Source organism: Paenibacillus nuruki, assembly GCF_963311185.1.
Classification (GTDB): domain Bacteria; phylum Bacillota; class Bacilli; order Paenibacillales; family Paenibacillaceae; genus Saccharibacillus; species Saccharibacillus nuruki.
The window spans coordinates 667,057-691,621 of sequence record NZ_OY725677.1; the positions used below are offsets into that span (position 1 = coordinate 667,057).

Here is a 24,565-nt window from a genome sequence, read left to right on the forward strand (position 1 = left end):
CAGAAATGAGGAACTACATGTATAATATCAATGTTTTGGCATTTTTGAAAGATACTAGTGTGGCGTGTGAACTACGCTTATTCTGTGAACGATTCAGTTCAGCCGAGCATGCACTCTGGGAAAAAGGGATGCATTTATTTCATCAATATCAAGGGAATCAACATGCTAATCTGACATTAACAGTCTCTCAAGGACTTAAACATATGGATGAACAATACGATGTATATATCGTGAATCTTCGCGAGTATACCGAAGAAGAATTGGATCTTCTGTATATCGCGAAGCATTGCGAACTGCTACTCCTCAGTAATGGAGAACCGGAAGATGCGGCTCGCTTTGCCGCGCTTCAGCGCCGAACACCGCGCTTATTATGTGCACGATTACCATTAGCCAAATTTGAATTGGAATGTCTCATGCAAGCGATCATTCACCGCTTGGAGCAGAATAAAGGAGAGGTACGGCAATGAAAGGTTGGGCATTTGTCAGACCAGCATGGCAACGACTGATTCTATATACCGTCGTTATGGGTATTGTAGCGCTGTTGTTATTTGCAATCCAGTGGTTCGCTGTTCATGAGTATCAGCTTCAGATCACAGAGATTAACGAAAGTCATTTGCAAGATATTGTGCAAGCGACTTCAACCAATATGAACAATCAATATCAGACATGGCAAGTGGAATTGAATGAACTTGCCGCTACTATTGGTAAAAATATATTGGATAATAGCAAGCGAGCGTATACCAGTGGAATTACACGTAACCCCGGCGAATTTTATGTGCTTACCAATCAATATGAGATTATAGGCGGTCGTAACAATACCATTATGCAAAGTGCTGTTCAACAAGTACAAACGTTACAAAATGGCTGTGGAATCACAGGATTTACAACCGAAAATAATCAACCTGTCCAATATATGATTTGCCGTATCAAAGGAACCGATCAAAATGGATTTGCTGTGCGTGCTATTGATACATCAATGTTGAGTCAACGGATCATTGCTGATTCTACACATTACGAGACTTTAATTTATAACGAAGAATTCAAAGTAGTCGGCTCTCATAATGCAACAGATATCGGTAGAGTCGATATTACAGCAGTTACCAAAAAATTACTAGACGGTAACACAGGGATCATCGAAGATAACCATATTAAATATGGTATCGGGTTCAGTCGCATTAATGATGACCATGCTCTTTATGTCGCTGTACATGAGATCAATAATGATACGGCTCAAAATGTAAAAGCATTTCGCAATCAAATGGTGTTGATCTATATCCCTGTTTTTTTGATCGCAGCGATAGTGATGGTGTTTTACCGCAGACGTGTGATTAAAGACAATACAGTGAACACTCAAGTTCGAGATCAGCGTCGTGAAGAAGATTTGCGTCAACAGCAGGATACGTATTACTTGCCGATGTTGCAATCCATGGAAGAACAATTGCAAGAATTACAGAATCGAACCACCCGTTTAACCGGTGGCGATGATCTGAAATTACTGGGTTTCTATAACAACTTAGCAGACAATCTAGAAGCATCAGCCAGCCGAGGCGATTCTGCTTCACGTGCAGAACTTGAATTTTTTCGAGAGCTCAATCAGAACTTTACTCAAGGACGATTGAAGCAAGAATCTTATATTGCAGAGCTTGCTGTATCTGTGCAGGAACTTCGTGAAGAGTTAGAGCAGAAGATGCATGGTGCAGCAGGTATTAATTTTACAGATATGAATGAAGTGATCACAGAATCGTTAAAATGGGCAAATCGTGCTCTTGATATGAAAGGGATCGAAGTGGTCGTCAAGCAAGAACCTGTATCTCCAATAGCGGCGCAGTCGGCGATGTTATATCGTACGATTCAAGGATTGGTTGAAAATGCAGTTGTAGCCATGGCTCAGCATTATGAAGCACCTCCTGATATGAGTGAACACGGTGCTTTTGCTCCAAGATCGAAGCGAGTGAACAAAACACTCAAAGTCAGTTCTCTGATGGATGAAGAAGAGATTCTAATTACGATTGAAGACACTGGCGGAGGGATTGATGATAAGATGCGCTGGAACTACTTCCAGTCTGATTATTCTCAAAATAATAATGCCGATACACTCAGTCTGTATCATATGGATGCTTTTCTGAAAACGATCGGTGGGCGACTTAAATTACGTAATACAGATCGTGGACTGCAAGCGATTATCCAATTAAGACGTTGATGGATGATAAATATAAATAAGCAAAGAAAGGAGGCTGTCACATGAAAAAATGGATCGAGATGTATCGTTATGATCTGGTCGCTGTACTGATTATGCTGGCAGCCATCCTTTTATTTTTGCTTCCAATTTACAGTTCAGGACAGATTGTATTTAGCGATATCGCTTTTGGAGCGACTTCTCATCGTTATTTGGAAGAGATTGCAGGAGTATGGAATGAACGCTGGTCAACATCTACGTTATTTAATGCACCACGTATCCTTTATATTTTACCGTTTTATTTATTATCACTTGCTTTTGGCGAAAGTGGCCCGGTTTTGCTCAAGTCGTTTATTACGGGCTTGTTATTTATATCTGCGTTCTCCATGTATGCTTTTGCAAAGCGTCTGGTCAGTGTGTACTATTCACCTAGTTTTACTAAAACACGTATTTTTGCGATTGTGATCGGAGCTTTATTTTACGCGCTGAATCCGTGGGTAGTGTTTCGTATTCAACATATCTACTTATTGTGTGGATATAGCCTGTTTCCTTTAGTATTGCGCTTTTTCTTTAGTAGTTTTGATCCGAAGTTTCAGAAACAACAGATTTATCATTACAACCTACATAAGTTATATCAGCGTAATTGGATCGATCTTTTTATGTTAGCGGCTGTGTTTACAGTAAGTGCTGCTGCGATTCATTATTTCTTTTTTGGAATGATTTATCTAGCATTTTTTACCGGTCTGTTATTAATCAAATTAACATGGACGTATAAACAAAATGGTTGGGGATTTTTGAAATTGTTGTATCTTAACTTTGCTCGTAAATGGCTTATTTTTGGTTGCTTTTTTGGATTGTTAAGCTTTTACTGGTTGTCCTTGTATATGGGAAGTATTCTTATGGATGCGCAAGCGTCACAACATAATATCAATGTGGTTGATACCTTATCATTATTCAGTCGTAACAGTACACTCAAAAATGTAGCTTATTTACTTAGTTACTGGTGGCCTATGTTTCCTTTATCCAGTTTACCGCTTATTTTCTATATCGGCGGTGGATTTCTGTTATTACTGATCGGCTATGCAATGGTTACACGTTCACACAAAAATCCGATTATTTTGATTTTTACTTTGCTAACTTTATTCTTTTTAATTGCTGCTACTGGAACGACATTTCCTTCGATTGCTGGATTTTTTGTCATTTTAGTCACCAAGACACCTGTAATCGGTTCTATATTCCGTGATCCGAATAAGTTTATCGGTTTGATTGCTTTGAATTTTGGTGTGTTGTTGACGTTTGGGATCATTCAGCTGATTGAATGGTTCGGCTCGTCACGATTACAACGTATATTCAAACATACTGCTTTTGTTGCTGTAGTGGTATGTCTGGCGATTTATGTTACACCTTTACGGACTCAATTTGTAGAAGGGTATTATAAGCCTGTGACAGTACCCGCAGAGTATGCCGAAATGGCGAACAAATTAACCGATCCTGATCGCTATGATAGCAAAGCGTTATATTTCCCCATTGCAGATAATATGATTCAAGGTTTTAACGGGGTAGCCACACCTTATTGGAATAAAGGCGAGACATCGATGCAAAAAGCAACAGGTGATTTCCAAGTCTATTCTTCGCCCAAAAATACAATCTTTCACCATGAAGGTAATGACCCGAGTATTACGTATTATATGAACTTTTTGCAGTATATGTTGGACAATGGATTAAGTTCGAAAATGGGTTCATTGTTTTCAACGTTTGGTATCAATCAACTTGTCTATCATAACGAATATGAAGGACAGGAGAAGCGGCAACAATTCCAGTTATCCATGCTGGAAGATCAAGCAGGATTGAAGCGCACCTACCAGAATTCGATCTTTTCGATATTCCAATTGGATCAAGCTCCTGAATATATGAATATTTTGCCTGCTAAAGTGATTACGCCTTATGGATATAGTCGACTGGAAAGTTATAGTCATCAGCCCGGCTTTAATTTCAATCAATTTGGAGTGCTGTTCAGTACACTTAATCCCAAGCTTGATACGATTCAGACGGTAAACAAAGGTGATTATGTAGAAGCTTCATCATATAACGATTTATTTTTATCACAATTACCAGAAGAAGATTATTTACTCCCATTTGATGCGATTGAAGATGGTAATGCTTTTCTAAAATGGTCCAAAACATTTGCTTCAACGAATGATTGGCTCTGGTATCTGTCCTCACAAAATATTAAAAACTTTTCATTTGATATGGAAATGGATGCAGGAATTGCTGTCACTTTTGCCAGTGAAAAATTAGATGTACAACCCTATGAGATGAGTAAGCTTGAAGGACGAACAGTCGTCGATTTTGATTCATTATTACGTACTGAAAAGTTTTTTACACCTGATAATCCGCAAATGTTCAGTGTACAGGCGAATCCATTAGATGAGTTAAATGATGTGCCTACACTACACGGAGAAATTATCAAAGGCGATGCCAATAATATCTGGCAAGTTGCCAAATCTGGCATGATCGAAGCCAAAGAAAACAATCCTTATCAATTCAATATCACCGCTTCAGGTCGAGGCACGAATAAAATGCATGTCAAAATGAGATTTTACGATGAACATATGGATGAACTTGGAGTGAGTTATGTCGTTGCTCCTTCGGAAGAAAATAACTTTAACGGTGTTAATTTCTACGGGGAATATGTATCACCACCGGGTAGCAAATGGATGCGAATTGATCTGTTAACTCAACAGCGTCCGGAGCAAAAAAATTACTGGTGGATTCATGATATTCAGTTACTTGATCTAGGGCAATATCGTAAGCCTAATACATTTACAATGCACAAAAAGTTAGATCAAGAGCAGACAGCTCATGTATATGCTCGAATATTTATGAATAAGCAAGGTGGAGAATTGGTATTTGGGATGCCTGATAAGCAAGTCAATATCAATACACAACATGAAGGTAGCAATCAATTTGAATGGATTGACTTGGGAGAGCATCATTTCCCTGCGGGCGATTCAGCCATTACAGTAAACAATATTAAAGGCTTCAATGCAATCAATCTACTGGCTGTTGTTCCAACCGATCGAGAGGATCAATTATCATTCCCTGTAGAGCAAGCAGTGAAGCGAGGTAAGTTATTTTTCACTCTAGAAGCAGAGAATGATTTTGCAGGACAGGGCAATACGCAGACTGAGCGTGCTTTTCCTTTATTAAGTATGGGAAAAGGAATCAGTTATCAACAAGGAACATTGCAGAAAAAAGTAGATATTCTCAAAACAGCAGAGTATTCGACATCGATTCTGGCAAATATTCCTTCAGGCTATCAAGGAAGCTTGACGATGAAATGGATCAATCAACAAACAGGAGAAGTCATTTCTCGCAAAATAGCAAGCGATCAAGTCTATACCCGATCAACCGATCCAGACACGATCAAAAATACAGTGATCGAAACGTTACCGGATCAAGATGGATTTGCCAAACAAAAGTTAAGTATTCCTCATTTACTTCGTAATTATGGACGTATTGAATGGAATCATTTACTGCTAACCAAAGGTACGTATCAATTGAAATTAGTGTTGGATAGTCAAGTACCATCGCTGACCAATGAGCAAGATCTTCACTTGATGAAAGCGGATGAAGTCAAAGTACTGCCAAGTGAAGAGAATAATGAAAGTTTACTTCAGAATACGTCAGCAGAATGTATGACAGATATTCAGCCCGGACAGACACGCAAAGTGATATCTAAAGACGGGATCACCATTCAGTATGCCCCTAGTTACTCTTGCGATTGGAATATTTATGCTTCTCAGAAAATGAAAGCTGAACCATTGGAAGAATATTCAGTCACTTTGGATGCTGTGTCTCAACAGATCAAACAGCGTCATATGAAATTAGTCTTCCTCAATGCTAATTCTCAAATTCTACAGACTACCTATATCAATGAAGTAGAAGAAGAGGATAAAAACAAGTGGAATCATTATGATCAAATCATAAAAGCGCCAGCCGAAACTGCAATGATGCAGTTCCAAGTGCTGGCGCATGCGGATCAAAAAGTAAAAGGTTCTTTTCAAATGAAAAACTACTCCATTATTCCGTATAAAGCGATGATTATGGTCGATCAATTCATGTTATTTGAAGGTGAGGATATCAATCAGTTCTTTACAGTTCCTACTCTCAAAGCAACAGTCCAAGCGACTCGTGAGAACTCGATGGAACGAAGCTTCATCTTGAGCAATCCAGCGCATGATCAAGTATTGATTCGTGAGACTGAATCGCCTAATCCACTCTGGGAATTCCGATTAAACGGAGAGACTCAGCGAGCCAGACTGGCTGTTAACGGAGTCACAACCGGATTTATCACCGAAGGAAACGGAAGTGGAACAGTTGTTATTATTCTTGCTTCTGCTTACCGGATAGGCTGGATACTATTTGCAATAGGTATTGTAGCAGGTATTGCTTGTATTCTTCCTTACCAGCGCTGGAAAAAGCGAAGGCAACGACGGTAATAAAATGTAAAATGATGTGCTTTTCGTTACATCACGTATTTGTATCCTGTACCCCAGACGGTGCGGATATGCTGAGGGTTTTTGGGATCGCGTTCTATCTTTTTGCGTAAGCTGGAAATATGTACATCAATGGTACGATCCAGATAAGCGCGATCTCCTCCTTTAATACGATCCATCAATTCATTGCGGGTAAATACTTTACCTGGATAATTATAAAGTTCTTTCATAATCGCAAATTCAATATGTGTCACTTCAACTTCTTGTTCTTCTACAAACAGACTGTGACGATAATCATTCACAGAAATACGACCTTTTTTGTCTTTCGAAACATTGACTTTAGGTTCATTAATAATGGTCGGGCCACTTCGACGTAATAAGGCTTTGATCCGAGCATCCAGCTCTTTGAGACTGAATGGTTTACACAAAAAGTCATCTGCACCATTATCCAGTGCTTTGATCCGTTCATTCAGCATCGTATTGGCAGATATCATCAATACAGGTACGGTAGATTGTTTGCGGATTTGACTGACTAATTCACTTCCATCCATATCAGGAAGCATAAGATCGGTTACGATAATATCGGGTTTGAAATGAAACAACTTTTGAATAGCGTCTTTGGAATCATGAATCATTTCGGTAAGGTAACCTTCTTCTTGAAGAAAAAATGCAATCATATCTGCCAGACTTTTCTCATCTTCAATAAGAAGAACTTTAATAGACATCGCTGTCACTCTCCTGTATGAAAAATAATAGGCTTGTTGAATATCTCCCTTTTCCTATTCTATAACATGTTTAATAGGACAATATTTAAATACCATGTATAGAATAATCAAGAACAGAATTTCAATAAAATAGTACTATTTCATTTTTGAATATAATGAAAGTAATCCAAATGTTAAAAAAATGCGAATCAATTAGCATGAAATTTTATACAGAAAAGAGAACTTTCTTAAAATATACATGAGAAAATGGAATAGGACTATAGTATCATTCGAATCTTTACATTTATTTTCGGCATAATCAGTTAAAATGAACAGTTTTTTAAGATTTACTACAATTTTTTTGGAAGAAGGTTTCATATATGCGCATGATATTGTTGTCCGGTGGGTCAGGTAAACGTCTGTGGCCTTTATCGAACGTTAATCGTCCCAAACAATTTCTTCCCGTTCTTCGCCATCAAGGTCAGCCTGAAAGTATGCTTCAGCGCATATGGCGACAATTACAAGATGCAGGGCTATCCGAGCAAGCTTATTTTTCGGCTAGCGGGCATCAAGCTGACTTGATTCGAGGACAAATTGGTATAAATGCTACCATTATCGAAGAACCTGCGCAAAGGGATACTTTTCCAGCAATCGCTTTAGCAGCTTCATATTTATATCATCATGCCGGTGCCAAACGTGATGAAATGATAGGAGTTATGCCAGTAGACGGTTATGCCGGTGATGAATTTTTTGAGCATTTGCGTAAGCTTCCATCTATCTTAGAGAATTCTGGTGATGACTTAGTTCTTATGGGTGCTTCTCCTACCGAGCCTTCAGACAAATACGGATATATTGTACCATTGTTGTCTGATATGGTGGATAAGGAATATTTTGGTGTTTGTTCATTTATAGAAAAACCAGATGTTATCACTGCCCAATCCTTAATACATAAAGGGGCATTGTGGAATTGCGGTGTATTCGCATTTCGCTTAGGATTTCTGCTAGATCATATGGATCATCAAGGATGGAATTCCAATTATAATGATTTACTAAGCAATTATTTGTCGTTACCAAAAACAAGCTTTGACGTAGCTGTTGTAGAAAAAACAAGTCATATATCAGTATTACCGTTTAATGGAGAATGGCGCGATCTGGGAACATGGGACTCTTTAATTCGTGAAATGGATTTTGATGTCACGGGTTCAGGATACATTTCTCCGTTATCTGATAAGACGCGAATTATCAACGAATTAGATATACCCGTGAGTGTATGGAATGTGCCAGGTATTATCGTGGTTGCCGGACCTGATGGCATATTAGTTACCGATCGGGAAGATGCAACAGGCATTAAAGATATGGTCGGGCAAGTAGAAATTGCCCCACGTTTTGAAGAACGATTCTGGGGAAAACAAACAATTCTTTCTCATCGTAAAGATGAAGGTGGACTTGAAACAGTGACTAAACGTGTAGTCATCACGTCAGGTAGATCGATTAGTTATCATGAACATAAGTTACGTAAAGAAGTATGGACTATTGTATCAGGTATAGGCAAGATTTGCCTTGATGGAGTCCTAACTATAGTATCTCCAGGTGATGTCATTGTCGTAGAGCCTGAGATAAGACATTATATTAGCGCTTCAGAAGGCGAACTGGAATTTATTGAGTCACAGATAGGGAAAGCTGTATCGGAGACTGACATTTTTAGATACGAATATCCTGGAGTGAATCCAGATATTTTGTTATCAGAAGGTCTTTCGGGTTAACCTGCTGTCCGTGGTAGAAAGGACCGTTAGTCATGAAATACAGAATACTTCTTTGGTTCCGATCGCCTTGGATTGGAACAATCATCTTAACGATCTTGGGCATAGCAGGTAATTATTTTAAATGGGATTTATCTTTAAATTTACGATTTGCACTTGGCAGCGCAGCACTTTTGATTATTTTTCGTCTCTACGGATTACGATTTGCTGTGCCTGCTTTACTCGCTATAAATATACCTTTTGGATTTGGCGGGTCTTATCTTTTCATGACCGGCTTGTTTGGCTTGGAAATTTTGTTTTTGTACTTTTATTTTAAGTGGTTTAATAAAGGTATTTTGTTTAAAGGCGATCTTTTATTCTGGGGATGTATCGGACTCCCTTTAGTATTCTTAATGTACCAGTACCGTCTTGATGAAATGGGAATCAAGATGATGACACTGGTTATTCTGGAACAAAGTTTTAACAGTATTATCAATTTATTGATCGCTTCGATTTTGTTAGAAAGTATTATAAGTCGTATCAAAATAGATATTAAGCCTACGTATACGATTTCGTTGGGGCGAATTATTTTTAAGTATTTAATTGCCTTTGTTATCTTTACGTCATTGCTATTATTAACCGTTAGCAGTCATCAGCAATTTCAAGATATTCGAGGATTGTATTCTTCGTATTTGGAACGTTCTTCTTATATTTATAAGCAAGATATTGAAGGTAGTTTTTCGGATATGCGTACAGTCAAACCGTTAATGAATCAATATAAAAAAAATTTCTATATTGATTCTGTTCTGGTTAGTCCGTTAGGTTCGTCCATGTACAGCACACTAGATAATAAGACAACAAAACAACTCGTTCAAGATGGAAGTTATGAATCGTTGATGATTAAAGAAACAGCAGACGGAGCAAGAATTTTTCATCATTTTCCGTTAAATCGGTTAACCCTGATCGAGAGATGGCAGGAGTCGTACTTTGTTATGGATATTCCACTAAATCATAATTATCGATTACTTTTAAAATTGACAGCGGCGTTTTATTTAGAACGTATTTATATATTTTATATTCAGAGTATTATTACGATTCTGATCGTTATTGGTATTGCGATTTTGTTAGCACGACCGATTAGTCGCAAAATTACCAAACCTTTACTGGAATTAGCCAAAGCGTCTAACAATATTCCACGTAAATTGGTTAAAGATACGCCTATTGATTGGCCTAACAGCAATATTTCCGAATTTCATGCATTGATCGAGAACTTCAAATTGGTATCGCTTGTGTTGGAGAATCAGTTTTTGCAAATTCAACGGGATAAAGAAAATCTAGAAATTCGTGTAGTCGAACGTACTTTTGATCTGGCTGAAAGTGAATCACAGAAAAGGGCTATTCTCAAATATGCGATTAACGGTATTATTTCAACCGATCATCAGATGAAGATTACAGAATTTAACCCTGCGGCAGAGCAGATGTTCAAGTACAGTCGTGAACAGGTCATTGGCAGGCCTTTATCAGATCTATTGGTTATCGACACAAGTCAGCAGGAAGACTCCAATCATTCTATTACAGCGATACGTTCGGATGATACGCCTTTTCAGGTGGAACTGACACGTAGTGAAATTTTGGCAGAAGAATCTTCTTTTCAGACTTTCTTTGTACATGATTTAACCCAGCAGGAAAAAGAACGTGCACAGCGCAATGAGCATGAACGTCAATTAGAAGCACTTAATGATCGCTTGCGAGAAGAGCAGGGTGTAGCTGAAAAGCAGAAAAGTATTACAGGGAATCTACTTGAATCGGTACAAGAAGGTATTGTGATGTGTGATTCAAAAGGAATCATTTCTTTTATCAATCCTACGATGTTATCGCTATTCAAAATCAAAGATTATACCGGCTACTCGGTACAGCAATTGTTACATCATATTGAAGATCAACTGATTGAAGGCACATCATCATGGATTGAAAAGTTAGAACAATTCTTAAATGGTGAACCTCATTGGAATCAAGGCGAGCTTGTATTGCTGAAAAATGAAAAGATTTTATCGCTTTATGTCACTCCAGTGACCGATACCGTACAACAGATTGAACATGGTGTTATTCTTGTTTTTCGGGATCGTACAGAAGAAGAACAGGTCAAACAAATGCAAAATGAGTTAATTAGTGTCGTTTCTCATGAATTGCGTACTCCTTTGTCAGCGATGATGGGATATATCGAAATGTTAATGATCTATCAGGATATGTCGATTGAGAAAAGACATACTTTTATAGAAACGATTCATCAAGAAGGGCAACGATTGTCTCATTTGTTAGATGATTTCCTCGATATTCAGCGCATCGAAGCAGATCATGCCGAATATCATATGACGTATATTCCTTTATATGAACTGTTACAAGGAATCTGTCATCAATGGAATCCAGATTCGAGAGATCGTATTATTCTTCATCATGAAGGGGTTGATGAAGTCTTTATTACCGGTGATCATCATCGTTTAATTCAAGTTTTTCAGAATCTAATCAGCAATGCGCTTAAATATTCATCTGCTGAATCGTTTGTTCATATTGTGATTGAAGAATTACCTCATCAGATTCGTGTATCTATAGAAGATTCAGGAATAGGTATTCCTGTTGAAGATCAAGCTCGTATTTTCCAAAAATTTTTCCGAGCAAGTTCTGCGTCTGAACATCAAATCAAAGGAACGGGGCTTGGATTATATATTACGCAACGAATTGTTAACGATCATAAGGGTGAATTAAGTTTTGTATCGAGACCGAATGAAGGTTCTGTCTTTTCTGTTCTTTTACCGAAGCCCAAAAAGAATGATTCTGCACATTCTATCGAATAATACGTTATCATCTGTTTCATTGTTCTGTCTGCTAGGGTACTTACAATAGGAAAACAGATAACGTTGTGAGTATCAAAAAACAGTTATCTAGTACAAACACATTCTGAAATATGGAGGCTTATCCACATGGCAGAAACAAAATTAGTAGGTAAAGTAGCAGCAGTAACAGGTGGCGGATCAGGAATAGGTAAAGCATCAGCGATACGATTTGCGGCAGAAGGTGCTGTTGTATATATGTTAGATCGTACGCCTGAAAATGCAGAAGAAACCAAAGCCGAAATTGAAAAAGCTGGCGGAAAAGCATATGTGATTGAGTGCGATATTTCCAAACCAGAAATGATTGAAAGTGCTATGAAACAAGTAGTGGCTGAAGCAGGTCAATTGGATATTGTATTTGCGAATGCAGGAATCAATGGTAGCAAATCCCCTATCGAAACATTAGAAATAGATGATTGGAATCAAACGGTAGAGATTAATTTACGAGGCACATTTGCAACTGTAAAATACGCTATCCCTCATTTGAAAGAAAAGGGCGGTAGTATTATTATTACAAGTTCAATCAATGGTAATCGTGTATTCTCTAATGTAGGATTCTCTGCATATGCTTCAACCAAAGCAGCGCAAGTAGCATTTATGAAAATGGCGGCGCTAGAACTTGCACGCTATAAAATCAGAGTTAATGCGGTCTGTCCGGGAGCGATCGATACCGAAATCGACGACAATACGTATCCAAGTGACGATCTAAAAGAAGTCGAAATTCCAATGGAATTCCCAGAAGGCGATCATCCGCTTAAAGGCGAACCTGGTAAAATCGAAGAAGTGGCTAATCTAGTGCTATTCTTGGCTTCTAGTGAAGCTTCACATGTAACCGGTACAGAGATATTTGTAGATGGCGCAGAATCGTTATTACGAGGATAGTTGTATCTACAAGTATAGATAGATAAATGATACTATGATAGTCCAATCAAAGTCCTTTTTCGAGCATATCGGGAAAGGACTTTGTTGTCTTTATGCACAAAAGTATCCTTTTTCAAATCAATCAATTGACAGTGTCAGGTATGCTGAATTAAGCTAAAGGTATCGAACGTATTCACGTGATTTAACTAATAACGAACCATTCAAATAAATAACTGCACATGAAGATAGAGGGAGAGTCTGTGGATGTATGTGATCCACCACCGAAGGAGCAAGTTAATCATTTGGCGATGATTGATTAATCTCTCAGGTACCCGAACCGCTATCGGATGCAACTCTGGAGAGAGCATACCAGCCACCCAAGGAGTACAACCGATACGATTCGGTCCAAACTCTCAGGTAACGAGGACAGAGGAATAAGCCACGCGCGGGCTATTCCCTGTCTTTTTTTGTGCGCGCATATTTTGGTGATAAGGGAGAAGAGGAATTTATGCGTTTTAAAAATGTATTCAATATTATAGGGCCGGCGATGGTAGGACCGTCTAGTTCACATACAGCAGGAGCAGCTCGCCTAGGAAGAGCGGCTCGTCATTTTTTAGGAGCATGCCCTGAGCATGTAAAGATTGTTTTGTATGGTTCGTTTGCAGAAACGTACTGGGGACATGGTACAGATCTAGCACTTGTCGGTGGTCTGCTTGATTATGATACCGATGATGATCGCTTACCAGATGCAGCAGAAGAAGCCGATCGTCAAGGGATAACGATTTCTTTTGATAAAGGCACAGGCAATTATCCGCATCCTAACTTTGTGCGAATTATTGTACAGCATGGAACAGAAACAGCTGAAGTAGCAGGTGCTTCGATCGGTGGCGGAAATATTGAGATTCATGAATTAAATGGATTCGATGTACGAGGCTCTGGTCAGTATCCGATGCTTGCTGTAGAACACACGGATAGTAAAGGTGTACTGGCTGATATTACACGTACACTTAGTGATGCGGAACTCAATATTGGATTTATGGATGTGGATCGCAAAGCTCGTAGTGGTGAAGCGATGACTGTTATCGAATTGGATACTGCGCCTGATCCGCATGTGTTGAATCGTATTTTACAATTGCCTTATGTAACTCGTGCGGCTGTTATAGACTTGAAGTAAATGAAAGACAAAGGAGAGTATAGAATATGCAATTTCGCACGTTAAAAGATATTGTTCGGTTATGTGAAGAACGTTCACTCACGATTGCGGAACTGATGATTGAAGAACAAGTAAAAGAAACAGGGGTTAGTGAACCTGAAGTGATCCAGCAGATGGCAGATTATTATCAAGTGATGAAAGAAGCAGTACACCGCGGAATTACAGAAGATACCGTTTCACGAAGCGGTCTAACGGGCGGAGATGCACGCCGTGTGCATGAGTATATGTTAAGTGGAGAAACTTCTTCAGGCAGTGATGCTACTCGTGCGATGGCGTATGCGCTAGCTGTATCTGAAGTCAATGCTTCGATGGGTCGTATTATTGCTACACCAACCGCCGGCTCATGTGGAATTATTCCTGGCGTATTTGTCAGTTCGCAAGAACGTTTTGGATGGGATGATGATCATATGGTTCTAGGACTATTTGCAGCAGGAGCGATCGGTTATGTGATTGCCAACAATTCTTCGATCTCAGGCGCAGAAGGTGGATGTCAGGCAGAAGTCGGTTCAGCAATTGGGATGGCAGCAGGAGCGATGGTCGAGATGCGTAACGGTACACCCGAGCAAGCTATGCATGCTGTAGGATTGGCTCTCAAAAATACATTGGGATTAATCTGTGATCCAGTCGCTGGACTTGTCGAAATTCCTTGTATTGTTCGTAATGGATTAGGTGCAGTGAATGCGTTAGCAGCGGCAGATATGGGACTTGCTGGAGTGCGTAGCGCTATTCCATCAGATGAGGTGGTCGATGTGATGTTACAAGTCGGACGTTCTATGCCAAGTGAGCATCGTGAGACGGCCCGCGGAGGATTAGCACAGACACCAACCGGACGCAAAATCACTGAAGAATTAAGACGCAGAAGACAAGAAAATAAAAATTAACTTCCTCACATGAACTATTTGAAGTGAAATGAAGAAAGTCGTTTATAATAAAACGACTTTTTTCGATTTTTCTTCAAACCTTTCCTTAATATTCCGATAAATTGTTGTATAATTCGATATATACGTAAATAAATTAGTAGTATAGTTGCTCAACTTTTACCCTAGATTAGATGTATTTACTTAATTAAATGAGTCTAAAGTATGAATTTAATTTCAAATTATAGGTTCATAAGATGTGTTTGGAGGTGAATACAACGTTATAGCTTGTTTGAAGTAGAACAGGTTATAACTAATTATATGATATCCAAAGCGGGGTCAACACATATGAAGCAATATATAGCTTGTTTGTTGATTGTATTGCTGTTCTGTACGAATGCCACCGATATATCAGCGATGAGCAAAGAAGCCTTTACAGATATTAGACAATCTTATGCTGTTGATGCTATTACGTCATTGTCAGCACAAGGAGTCATTACAGGCTATCAGGATGGCAGCTTTCAGCCGAGACGCTCTATTTCTAGACAAGAATGGGCAAGTGTATTTGTTAAAAGCTTAAATTGGACATCAGAACCTGGAACGGTACTCCCTTTTACCGATGTATCACCTTGGGCAGTTCCTTATGTTAGTGCTTTATATCAGTATGATATTACCAAAGGAATCAGTGCTACCGAATTCGGTGTAAAGCAACCGATTAGTCGTCAAGATGTCGCTGTCTGGTATGCTCGTTATCTTGGCTTGACTGATCAGCAACAGGTGACGAATGTATCGACATTTGAAGATCAAGCCGATATTTCAGATTATGCCAAATCTAGTGTGTGGTTAATGGAGCAATTAGGACTGATGCAAGGCAATGAGCAGCATCATTTTGCACCCAAGCAACCTGTACAACGTCAAGCGGCTATTTTGGTAGCCTATCGGGTACTGCAATCAGGAGATAACTTACAGGAGCGTGCACAGCAGTTGTTAGCCAGCCGCTCTACAGAGGTAACTCCACCTGTACTGACTCCCGAGCGTCCACCTGTAATAATAGAAAAAGATCATTCTGAACCAACGTCTGGATCAAATTCTGTAGATAGTACGCCTGAACTGACAGGTAGCCGGGCAAATCCTAAAGACAAAGACCATGATCGCAACAACCCTAGTCCTAATCCAGAAGTGCCTGTGCCACCCGTCGCACCTCCTGTGTTGCCTCCAGTGGAACCTTCATTTGTATTTGATCGGGTGAATATAGAAGCGCCTGTACTGTGGAATGATCCTGCAACATATAGTGCATATCGACTGTCGTTTTATTTCTGGTATCAGGGTCAGAAGATTGCTTTACCTGAACGAGTCTCATCCGATCTGACATACCAATTTGAAGATCCATTAAATATATTTGATACACAGGGCAAAATTATTCATCCTGAACATATTCCAGCCACAGGCGGATTAATTCCTGTTCAACTTCATATTGTCTCACCACAAGCGAAGCTTGATCTTAAGATCGAGACCATGATAATGGTGACAATCAAAGCACCACCAGTGACTCCACCTGTTGAAGAACCGGAATACAAGCCAGATTATGTGATTCGTTCTGTCTATCTGGACACATATACGTTAGATCAATCGGTATCGATTAAGCCAGATTCATGGCGTATCCGGTATGTGCTCCAAGATGTATATGGTCAACCGATTGCTTCTGAACATTTGCCAGCCGATCTTCATATTCGATTTGAAAATAATACGGGTATTATTGATGAGCAAGGACGGATTATCAATGTGCATAATATCCCACCGGTAGGTAGCACGATTCCTGTCCAAATCAGTGTGACATCACCTTCGACTAGCGTATATCTCCATAAAGAATTTGAGTTGAACGTAGTGGCTGGTGAGCGTAGAAAACAATATTTTGCAGTATCCGTGATGTTAGAAGGTGGATCAGGTTCATCAACTACCCTAGCTGAAATGCAACAGATGCGCAGTATGCTTGCTCAGATTGATCCGAATGTACATCTGACATGGGCAATCGATAATAATTTTGTTTTTCAAGAAAGCAATCGTCCTCAATTGCATCAAGTCTTACAGTATGTTGATCTGTATGGAGATGAAGTCGGTATTTTGTCTGGTTATCCGAACAATCACTATACGTTAGCACAGTGGGGCAATGAGATGAATGAGTGGTTGTATATGTATCGCTATAATGCTATGAATACCTTGCATGAATCAGGTACAGTCGGACAACCATCAGTATTTGAAAGTATTCCAGCGGCATATCGTCCAACTTCATTATCTAGCTTTGCTGTCAATCCCGAGCAAGTGACATGGCTCAAAGATCATTTTGAGATTACATCCTATATGGGCTGGGCAGCGACGCAATATAATGTAAATCAATTATTTGGAGAAGGTTCGCCATTGATGCCTTACTGGTCGAATGAGCATAATCCATTGGTGCCTGCACAGGGAAGTCTAGATAATAGTGGAGCCGTCTTTATGAATCCAGTGACAATCGATCCTATCGGTTCACGTTATGTAGAAAAGTCTTCCCGGTGGACGATTCATCCGGGTGATCCGTATGTCAAAGACTCTAATGCTGAACCGCAATTGTATACTGCGCAGCAATATGTCGATAATCCTTATCAAATGATGAACACCGTTAACTATCTATCTATTGTGATTGATACAAACTGGGTGTTACGTCATGATAATTTGCTAAATGGATGGAAAGACTTTGTTGATCATTTTCCAGCAGGACGTAATGTGCATATTGTAGGGATCAACGAACTTGGGCAAACGTATCGAACGAAGTCAGGTTCTACCAATGATCAAGCTCAATTTACATTGATGTTCAGAGGTTCCGGTTATACGACGGCACTAGATGGTAATAACTCTCCAGCTGATACTCGTTATCTATGGACAGAGAATCAATATCAGCGTCTAATTTTGCGCAAGCACGATGGAGATCAAGCATGGTCGGTGATTGATTTTACTGATTATACAAAAACGCCTGTTCCGCAGACCCCATATGCTTTTGACAGTCATACTGAAGTTAGTTATGTGACTGGACGTAATTATAAGATTGCGCCTAACGCACCGTTAACATCAGCTGAGATTCAGCGGATTCAAGAACGATTGCAACAGATTCATTTCACCGAAGATGTAGATTATCAGTAAAATAGTATAGCAAAAAGCATTCCTAGATCATTAGGGATGCTTTTTTTGATAGATCCTTGTCTATGGTTGACGATACCATCTAAAAGGAAGAAGATAGAAGGATATTTTGGTGAAATAGGGTATTGAAAAGGAGCCGATCATATTGAATATTCAGCCTCATATCTCAGATCATGCCTATAAACTTAAAGGTATTACAGAGTTATTTCAAACAGTATTAGAAGATAATCTAGTCGGTATTTATCTACATGGTTCTTTGGCGATGGGTGGGTTCAATCCTGAACAGAGTGATATTGATTTGTTAATTGTGGTACAAGATGCAATCAGTCAGCAATTGAAATTAGATATCGCTCAAAAACTTCTAATAGTAGAAGAAGACTTAATATACGGCAACGGGCTCGAGTTGAGTATATTATTGCAAAAAGATATAAACCCTTTTGTATACCCGACTCCATTTGAATTCCATTATTCAGCCCATCACCGCGAAAAGTATCGTACAGATACGCATTATATTTGCGGAGGGGATACAGATACCGATATAGCAGCCCATATTTTTGTTACATATCAGCGAGGTCTAACCTTATATGGTAAACAGATCTCCGCAGTATTTGCGCCAATCGACCCTCATTTGTATATTCAATCACTTTTGTTAGATATAGAACATGTATCTACAGATATAATAGATTCACCTGTATATTACACCCTTAACCTGTGTCGGATCTTGCTGTTTCTTCAAGAACATATGGTGTCATCGAAAAAAGAAGGAGGGGAATGGGGAATCTCTGCATTGCCTTCTACCTACTCTGAGCTTATTCGTAATTGCCTTGATATGTATAGTGGCAGTATAGATGATCCAAGATTGGAACCTGTACAGTTACAAGCATTTGCCGAATATATGGTAAATGAAATCCAACAACAGCTTAGTGATTCAACCGTATAAATAGGAGCACAATTCAGGGTATAAAGGAGCTACAGACATGTCTACATATGATAGTGACAAAGAGCAAAGTAGGCAGCAGACGATTGTTCAATGGATTGAAGATGATGGTTGGATGATGGATATTTTGCGCAGTGTACGACATCTGGATCTGCCGGATAGCTGGGTATGTGCAGGATTTGTCCGTTCGAAGATCTGGGATAGGTTACATCAGATTGACTCTCGCACAGTACTTGCTGATATTGATGTAGTCTATTACGATCCCAACCAGCTGGATGAAAATAATGAAAAAGAGTGGGAACGCCAATTATCCTGTATGCAACCAGCAGTGCCGTGGTCAGTCAAAAATGAAGCAAGAATGCATATCGCCAATCGTATTGAGCCTTACACCTCTACAGTAGATGCTATCTCATGCTTTCCCGAAACTGCGACAGCATTAGGAGTACGGTTAGATGAAGATGATCAAGTGATTCTTGTCGCTCCTTGTGGACTTGAAGATGTATTTGAAATGAAGATACGTGTCAATCCACGCTTTCTTCAGACACGCGGAGACGTTCATATTTATCAGCAACGTGTTCAACAAAAAAATTGGCAACACACATGGAATCGTCTAACGATTGTCGATAAGTAGATCATATAAAATAAGGATTCATATCATCCATCGTTACTTATAGAAAATTACTTATAAAAAAAATCAATTAGAAAAGTGGTATAATCAATGTTAGATTATATTTAATAATCTGATGAACATAGTCGGAATAAAGAGGTGACAGAATTGAGTGACATTTATCGTTTGGCAACCGTAGAAGATGCAGAGCGTGTACTTCATATCACATATGAAGCATATGTGACTATTCGTGAATTAGGATTAACGTGGCCAGCAGCTCATGCTGATCTAGCATTAATTGAAGATAATATTACGCACAATAAATGCTATGTATTAGAACAAGATGGCTTGATCGTAGCGACAGTGACTTTAGCTGATCCTGAACGGGTCAAAGAGTTAACTGCTGAGACGGGCTTACCGTTTATTATGTGGTTCGCAGTGGATCCGAATGTACAAGGAACAGGTGCAGGTAGCAAATTACTCAATTGGGTAGAAGAACATATTATCCGTGATGAAGTAGGCGCGCCTGCGGTTACACTGGGTACTGCGGAGAAACATCCATGGTTACTGCCAATGTATGAACGTAGAGGATATGAAAGTATCCGTTCTAGAGATGCAGGTAAAGGAGAAGGACCGATGCATTTGATGCGTAAAGTGGTTCATCCTGAGCGATTTGAAGCCTATCTTGAAGAGCGGAAGCAAGCAGAGCAACTTGAGCAGACGTCTTCTCAAGGGAAGTAAGAGACACAGCTACAAAAATATGCTTAAATCATAAAAGAGCAACTCTGTTAAGAGTTGCTCTTTGTGTTATAAATCTATGATAACGATACTATTTCATCTAATACATTAAGCTTCATCAAGTACAAGCGGACGAAGATTAGCTTCGATCTGTGCACGATTACCTTCAAGGAAAGGAGGTAAAGACAATGTCTCACCTAATGAATCCATAGATTCGTCGATATCGAATCCCGGTGTATCTGTAGAAAGTTCGAATAAGATCCCATTGGGTTCACGGAAGTAAAGAGCACGGAAATAGTGACGATCGACTTTACCCGAATTAGGAATGCCTAATTTGGATAATTTGTCTGCCCAACGTTCGTACTCGGATTCATCAGGTACACGGAAAGCTACGTGATGCACACCACCACGACCCAAGCGAGCATTCGGAAGATCAGGGCGTGTCTCGATATGGACTTCTGCACCTGCTCCGCCTTGACCGGTAGAGTAGACTTCAATATCTGCAAAGTCACCTGCAAGCGAAGGATACGAGCCTGTGTGACGGAATCCCATCACTTCAGTCAAAATCATAATTGTAGAAGCTGGTTTGGCAAGTGTCAATGTGGTAGGTCCAAGTCCAAGAATACCGTATTCAACAGGAACTTCAGTCTGATCCCAAGCTTTGCCGGGAGCAACACCTTGTTCGCCATTATCGGCTACAAGAATAAGACGTGTACCTTCAAAGTCTTGGAACGCTAAAGTATCCCGTCCAGCCCGTTGTTTGATTTCTTCATGAGTAACATTCAATTGATCAAATCGATCAGACCAGTATTGCAACGCTTCTGTATTGGCTACACGTAATGAAGTGGCTGAAATACTAGATACTCCTTGATAGCTAGGTCCGATACCTGGTAGATCAAAGAAAGTCAGTTCGGTACCGGGAGAAGCAACAGCATCCCCATAAAATAAATGATAAGAAGTGGTATCGTCTTGATTGACTCCTTTTTTGACCATACGCATACCCATTGTTTTGGTATAAAAATCGTAATTTTTTTCCGCTTTACCTGTCATAATTGAGACGTGATGAATACCTAATAATTCCATAATCGTCAACCTCCTAATATATATATGAATGAATCATAATCGGCTTATATTTAAAATCTTAATATTAAGATAATTATAACATGGACAAAAATAATTACAAGTCATTTCCATGAAAAAAATATAGTAACTATGTAAAAAAGAAATGTATAGACAAAAAAGAACCTTTGAATCGTAGGCAAACAGCCTGTTGATTCAAAGGTTCTACTTGGTCAAAGCATAGAAGAGCTGGTTAGATTAGTGATTGGTTAATCCGCCTGATTCGGCACGAGTCACGACTTTGATACGGTATTCATCTTGACTCAATCCAATTTTAGGCATGACTTCATTCAGATTCGGGAATTTCGCTAAAATAGTCTTATTGTCGGTACGTAAGTCCATTTTGCTGTAATCGTAGAATCCTGCACCTGTGACCGTAGAGATAAATTGATTACCTTCAACTTTCACATCGCCTAATTTGGGAACCACAATATTCGGGGTATTGACCATTACATTGTTATTCATTTTTGTACCATTAGGATATTCAGGATGCCAGTTCGGATCAAGAATACTACTCCATAACGGATGATCGTAACCATACGTTTTCTGTAATGTTGCTCCGTATTCTTTCCAGACACCACTGGTTGGATTCATTTCTCGAAGTTGATCTGCATAGATACTATTCACACCATGAGAATTACTATCGCCCCGTTGATCGACTTGAATCATATTGGAATCGACCACTAGATTGTTATTTGCGATATTGTCATGTCCATTGAGTAAAATACCTTTTGTGGAACCTTGTACAATATTGTAACGATAATTATCGCCGCTATCTGCACCATCTGAATAAAATCCATTAGAACGTTTGTTATGGTGAACAAAATTATATTGCAGCACATTACCATACGAAGCCCAATCTTGAGCGGTATAGAATGCTCCGGTATCGCCTTCGATCAACGAAGTGTTGTGTACTTCATTGTACTCAAATGTTAAATTGTTGCTGTACACATAACGGACAGCATCTTTGGGTACATCATGCAGTAAATTATGATCGAATTTGACTCCCACTGAATTACGCACCAGTATCGCTTCGAGGTGAGTAAGATCACCCACATTATGAATATGGTTATTAGTAACGCGGCTATTTGCTGCTGTTAATTTTTTACGGTCGCCAGCATCGTTAATACTGATCCCGAATCCGCCTGTTTCATAAATATCGTTACTCTGGAAAAGATTATTGGTACCATCTACATCCAGAATCCCACCATTACCTAGATTACGAAGTGTGTTACCTGCAATCGTAATATGATCGGTATTTTTCAATTCAATTCCGTTCCCCATACCGCCTTCAACAGTGAACCCTAACATTTCCAAGTTGGAAGCACCGTTGATAGAGACAACCGGGTTTTCTTGATCGGCAATAATAATCGTTTGGCTTTTTAGATTGCCTTTCGGATAATAATAAATTTGCCCATCTTTGAAGTCGAGTGACCATTCACCCGGTACATCGATTTCATCCAGATAATTAATCAATTTCCACTCTTCCGAACCGGAACCGATTCGATAAGGCGCTTTAATTTTGGATGAATACGATGAAGGTGCGAAATACGTGCTGGCTGTCGCTGTTTTGTAGACATCATTTTTTACAGATGAAGAAACGTTGGCTGATTCGGAGTCAGCGGTATGTTCTGTCACAGTAGCATCGGTACCTGTATGTTCCGTTACGCCTGAAGGTAACGATAAGCTGTTTTCCGAGTCCGTCGCTTCGGTCGTTAATTGAGAATCGTCTGTCACATTTTCTTTCAAACTTACTGATCCTGATTCGCCTTGTTCGTTAAACAGCTTATACGATTGAGGCGTAGAATCAGTATCATGCAAAGCATCATCTGCCGCAGGCGCACTTGTCGCAGAAGTAGATGGAGCCACACTAGCTGACTTGGCATCGTCTCCATACGTATTCGCTGTAGCGGATGTAGCAGATGCATAATCAGATACGGTAGCACTCCATTTGGAACCCATACCGCCATCTGGAATATCTTTAAGTGTAATTACATTGTGCTTGGTATCGACGGATTGTACAGAACTGGTCAATGGACTCCAGACCGTTCTCCAAAATCCTTTGAGATAAAGAGCATGACCTTCTGACAAAGACTTCTGCCAGCGTGCTGCACGATTGCTACCATCCAAATCCAATGTGTCCGTTGTATCTCCATTTTCAGGAATACCACCTTCACCATAATAAAAAGATTTGGCATCCGCTGAACCGTTAGCAGTTGTCCATCCTTTACGATGTCCATCTACCGATTCGGTGATATTCGGCCATTGTGAGATCGGTTGACGAATACCGTTAGAGATCAGATCAATGATTCCCCATTTTTCGGTAAATGAAGTGCCACCTTCAAAATGTCTAATATGCTTCAAGCCCAGCGATTTTACATCTAACTGGTACAGAGCATTGGCATCTACATCAGGATGAACACGAGCTTTGGCAGCAGCGCTAAGAGGCTTCCAATCTGACGCATTGATACGAATACCATTGGTTAACGTTACTTGTTCTCCCGCATAGGTACGATAGACAATCGGTTTATCAGGCGTACCTGAATCTGCATCTGTAAATTCCAAGTTGGAAAATTCATATTCTCCACCTTTGACCCAGACCGTTACTCCATAATCGGGTAGGGCGCCTTTGAGGCTACGAATCGCATCACGTGCTCTTTCGAGGGTGGCGTATGGTTTCTCTTTTGTGCCATTCCCATCGGTATCGCTTCCGGCAGTATCTACATATAGATTCCAACCGGTTTTTGTCACAGCACCGCTATCAAGATTAATCACTTCTTGATTTCCAACTTTGTCAGCAGATGCATATGGAACTGCTATACCACTACTCAAAGCAAGAATAGCTGCGAGCGATATCATTTTCTGGAACTTCTTCATAAATATAAATTCCCTCCGTTTCTAGATACACTGATGTCGTTGGGATGATGGTTTATCCCTGCTATGGTGTAGATCATTGTTTTAATTAGTTAATCACCCCCTAAAATACATATAATTTGGTAATTTCTTTAGATGCTTTTATATAATAAAATACAGATACATATTTAGCAAAGACTATT

Annotated in this window: 15 protein-coding genes and 2 riboswitches; of the genes, 12 read left to right on the forward strand and 3 right to left on the reverse strand. The window is 39.5% G+C overall.

What is annotated here, in order from left to right:
* Positions 1 to 17: 17 nt before the first annotated feature.
* From RCP16_RS03100 to RCP16_RS03110, 3 genes are read left to right on the forward strand one after another with little or no spacing between them, the layout of a single operon-like run.
* Positions 18 to 467: a hypothetical protein gene (locus RCP16_RS03100; protein ID WP_069329896.1), complete on the forward strand. Its 450-nt coding sequence runs from the start codon at positions 18 to 20 to the stop codon at positions 465 to 467.
* Positions 464 to 2,200 carry a sensor histidine kinase gene (locus tag RCP16_RS03105; RefSeq protein WP_308641653.1) on the forward strand — a complete coding sequence of 579 codons (1,737 nt, stop codon included), beginning with the start codon at positions 464 to 466 and terminating at the stop codon, positions 2,198 to 2,200. Before RCP16_RS03100 ends, RCP16_RS03105 begins: the two co-directional genes overlap by 4 nt.
* Before the next feature lie 41 nt (positions 2,201 to 2,241).
* Positions 2,242 to 6,678, forward strand: coding sequence for a polysaccharide biosynthesis protein (locus RCP16_RS03110; RefSeq protein ID WP_308641654.1), 4,437 nt, complete (start codon positions 2,242 to 2,244; stop codon positions 6,676 to 6,678).
* 26 nt (positions 6,679 to 6,704) lie between these two features.
* On the opposite strand, the gene RCP16_RS03115 is transcribed toward RCP16_RS03110, so the two are convergent.
* Positions 6,705 to 7,400 carry a response regulator transcription factor gene (locus RCP16_RS03115; RefSeq protein WP_069329893.1) on the reverse strand — a complete coding sequence of 232 codons (696 nt, stop codon included), beginning with the start codon at positions 7,398 to 7,400 and terminating at the stop codon, positions 6,705 to 6,707.
* 359 nt (positions 7,401 to 7,759) lie between these two features.
* Between RCP16_RS03115 and RCP16_RS03120 the strand changes: the two genes are divergently transcribed.
* The 9 genes from RCP16_RS03120 to RCP16_RS03160 all read left to right on the forward strand — a co-directional run bounded on the left by RCP16_RS03120 (position 7,760) and on the right by RCP16_RS03160 (position 20,393).
* Positions 7,760 to 9,142: a sugar phosphate nucleotidyltransferase gene (locus tag RCP16_RS03120; RefSeq protein WP_308641655.1), complete on the forward strand. Its 1,383-nt coding sequence runs from the start codon at positions 7,760 to 7,762 to the stop codon at positions 9,140 to 9,142.
* A 32-nt stretch (positions 9,143 to 9,174) separates the two neighbouring features.
* Complete coding sequence (locus RCP16_RS03125; RefSeq protein ID WP_308641656.1) at positions 9,175 to 11,970, forward strand: PAS domain-containing sensor histidine kinase; 2,796 nt, start codon at positions 9,175 to 9,177, stop codon at positions 11,968 to 11,970.
* 126 nt (positions 11,971 to 12,096) lie between these two features.
* Positions 12,097 to 12,888: an SDR family oxidoreductase gene (locus tag RCP16_RS03130; RefSeq protein ID WP_308641657.1), complete on the forward strand. Its 792-nt coding sequence runs from the start codon at positions 12,097 to 12,099 to the stop codon at positions 12,886 to 12,888.
* Positions 12,889 to 13,106: 218 nt separating this feature from the next.
* Positions 13,107 to 13,217, forward strand: a riboswitch (glycine riboswitch).
* Between the two features lie 3 nt (positions 13,218 to 13,220).
* Positions 13,221 to 13,299: riboswitch (glycine riboswitch) on the forward strand.
* Between the two features lie 76 nt (positions 13,300 to 13,375).
* Complete coding sequence (gene sdaAB, locus RCP16_RS03135; protein WP_137220816.1) at positions 13,376 to 14,041, forward strand: L-serine ammonia-lyase, iron-sulfur-dependent subunit beta; 666 nt, start codon at positions 13,376 to 13,378, stop codon at positions 14,039 to 14,041.
* 26 nt (positions 14,042 to 14,067) lie between these two features.
* Positions 14,068 to 14,961 carry an L-serine ammonia-lyase, iron-sulfur-dependent, subunit alpha gene (sdaAA, locus tag RCP16_RS03140; protein ID WP_308641658.1) on the forward strand — a complete coding sequence of 298 codons (894 nt, stop codon included), beginning with the start codon at positions 14,068 to 14,070 and terminating at the stop codon, positions 14,959 to 14,961.
* 324 nt (positions 14,962 to 15,285) lie between these two features.
* Positions 15,286 to 18,111 (forward strand): DUF3863 domain-containing protein, encoded by a 2,826-nt coding sequence (locus RCP16_RS03145; RefSeq protein WP_308641659.1) that lies wholly within the window; start codon positions 15,286 to 15,288, stop codon positions 18,109 to 18,111.
* Positions 18,112 to 18,253: 142 nt separating this feature from the next.
* On the forward strand, positions 18,254 to 19,048 hold the full coding sequence (locus tag RCP16_RS03150) for an aminoglycoside adenylyltransferase domain-containing protein (RefSeq protein ID WP_308641660.1): 795 nt from the start codon (positions 18,254 to 18,256) through the stop codon (positions 19,046 to 19,048).
* A gap of 37 nt (positions 19,049 to 19,085) precedes the next feature.
* A complete protein-coding gene (locus RCP16_RS03155; protein WP_137220810.1) occupies positions 19,086 to 19,676 on the forward strand; it encodes a nucleotidyltransferase family protein in 591 nt (196 codons plus the stop codon).
* A gap of 144 nt (positions 19,677 to 19,820) precedes the next feature.
* On the forward strand, positions 19,821 to 20,393 hold the full coding sequence (locus tag RCP16_RS03160; RefSeq protein ID WP_137220808.1) for a GNAT family N-acetyltransferase: 573 nt from the start codon (positions 19,821 to 19,823) through the stop codon (positions 20,391 to 20,393).
* 105 nt (positions 20,394 to 20,498) lie between these two features.
* On the opposite strand, the gene RCP16_RS03165 is transcribed toward RCP16_RS03160, so the two are convergent.
* Together RCP16_RS03165 and RCP16_RS03170 are read right to left on the reverse strand one after the other, a co-directional pair.
* Positions 20,499 to 21,473 (reverse strand): ring-cleaving dioxygenase, encoded by a 975-nt coding sequence (locus tag RCP16_RS03165; protein ID WP_069329885.1) that lies wholly within the window; start codon positions 21,471 to 21,473, stop codon positions 20,499 to 20,501.
* A 234-nt stretch (positions 21,474 to 21,707) separates the two neighbouring features.
* Positions 21,708 to 24,386, reverse strand: coding sequence for a right-handed parallel beta-helix repeat-containing protein (locus RCP16_RS03170; protein ID WP_308641661.1), 2,679 nt, complete (start codon positions 24,384 to 24,386; stop codon positions 21,708 to 21,710).
* Positions 24,387 to 24,565: the final 179 nt, after the last annotated feature.

Excerpts from the sequence above, each read along its gene's own strand:
- RCP16_RS03170 (WP_308641661.1), bottom strand. The coding sequence starts at position 24,386 with ATGAAGAAGTTCCAGAAAATGATATCGCTCGCAGCTATTCTTGCTTTG.
- RCP16_RS03155 (WP_137220810.1), top strand. The coding sequence starts at position 19,086 with ATGTCTACATATGATAGTGACAAAGAGCAAAGTAGGCAGCAGACGATT.
- RCP16_RS03120 (WP_308641655.1), top strand. The coding sequence starts at position 7,760 with ATGCGCATGATATTGTTGTCCGGTGGGTCAGGTAAACGTCTGTGGCCT.
- RCP16_RS03100 (WP_069329896.1), top strand. The coding sequence starts at position 18 with ATGTATAATATCAATGTTTTGGCATTTTTGAAAGATACTAGTGTGGCG.
- RCP16_RS03125 (WP_308641656.1), top strand. The coding sequence starts at position 9,175 with ATGAAATACAGAATACTTCTTTGGTTCCGATCGCCTTGGATTGGAACA.
- RCP16_RS03165 (WP_069329885.1), bottom strand. The coding sequence starts at position 21,473 with ATGGAATTATTAGGTATTCATCACGTCTCAATTATGACAGGTAAAGCG.
- RCP16_RS03115 (WP_069329893.1), bottom strand. The coding sequence starts at position 7,400 with ATGTCTATTAAAGTTCTTCTTATTGAAGATGAGAAAAGTCTGGCAGAT.
- RCP16_RS03130 (WP_308641657.1), top strand. The coding sequence starts at position 12,097 with ATGGCAGAAACAAAATTAGTAGGTAAAGTAGCAGCAGTAACAGGTGGC.
- sdaAA (WP_308641658.1), top strand. The coding sequence starts at position 14,068 with ATGCAATTTCGCACGTTAAAAGATATTGTTCGGTTATGTGAAGAACGT.
- sdaAB (WP_137220816.1), top strand. The coding sequence starts at position 13,376 with ATGCGTTTTAAAAATGTATTCAATATTATAGGGCCGGCGATGGTAGGA.
- RCP16_RS03145 (WP_308641659.1), top strand. The coding sequence starts at position 15,286 with ATGAAGCAATATATAGCTTGTTTGTTGATTGTATTGCTGTTCTGTACG.
- RCP16_RS03110 (WP_308641654.1), top strand. The coding sequence starts at position 2,242 with ATGAAAAAATGGATCGAGATGTATCGTTATGATCTGGTCGCTGTACTG.
- RCP16_RS03105 (WP_308641653.1), top strand. The coding sequence starts at position 464 with ATGAAAGGTTGGGCATTTGTCAGACCAGCATGGCAACGACTGATTCTA.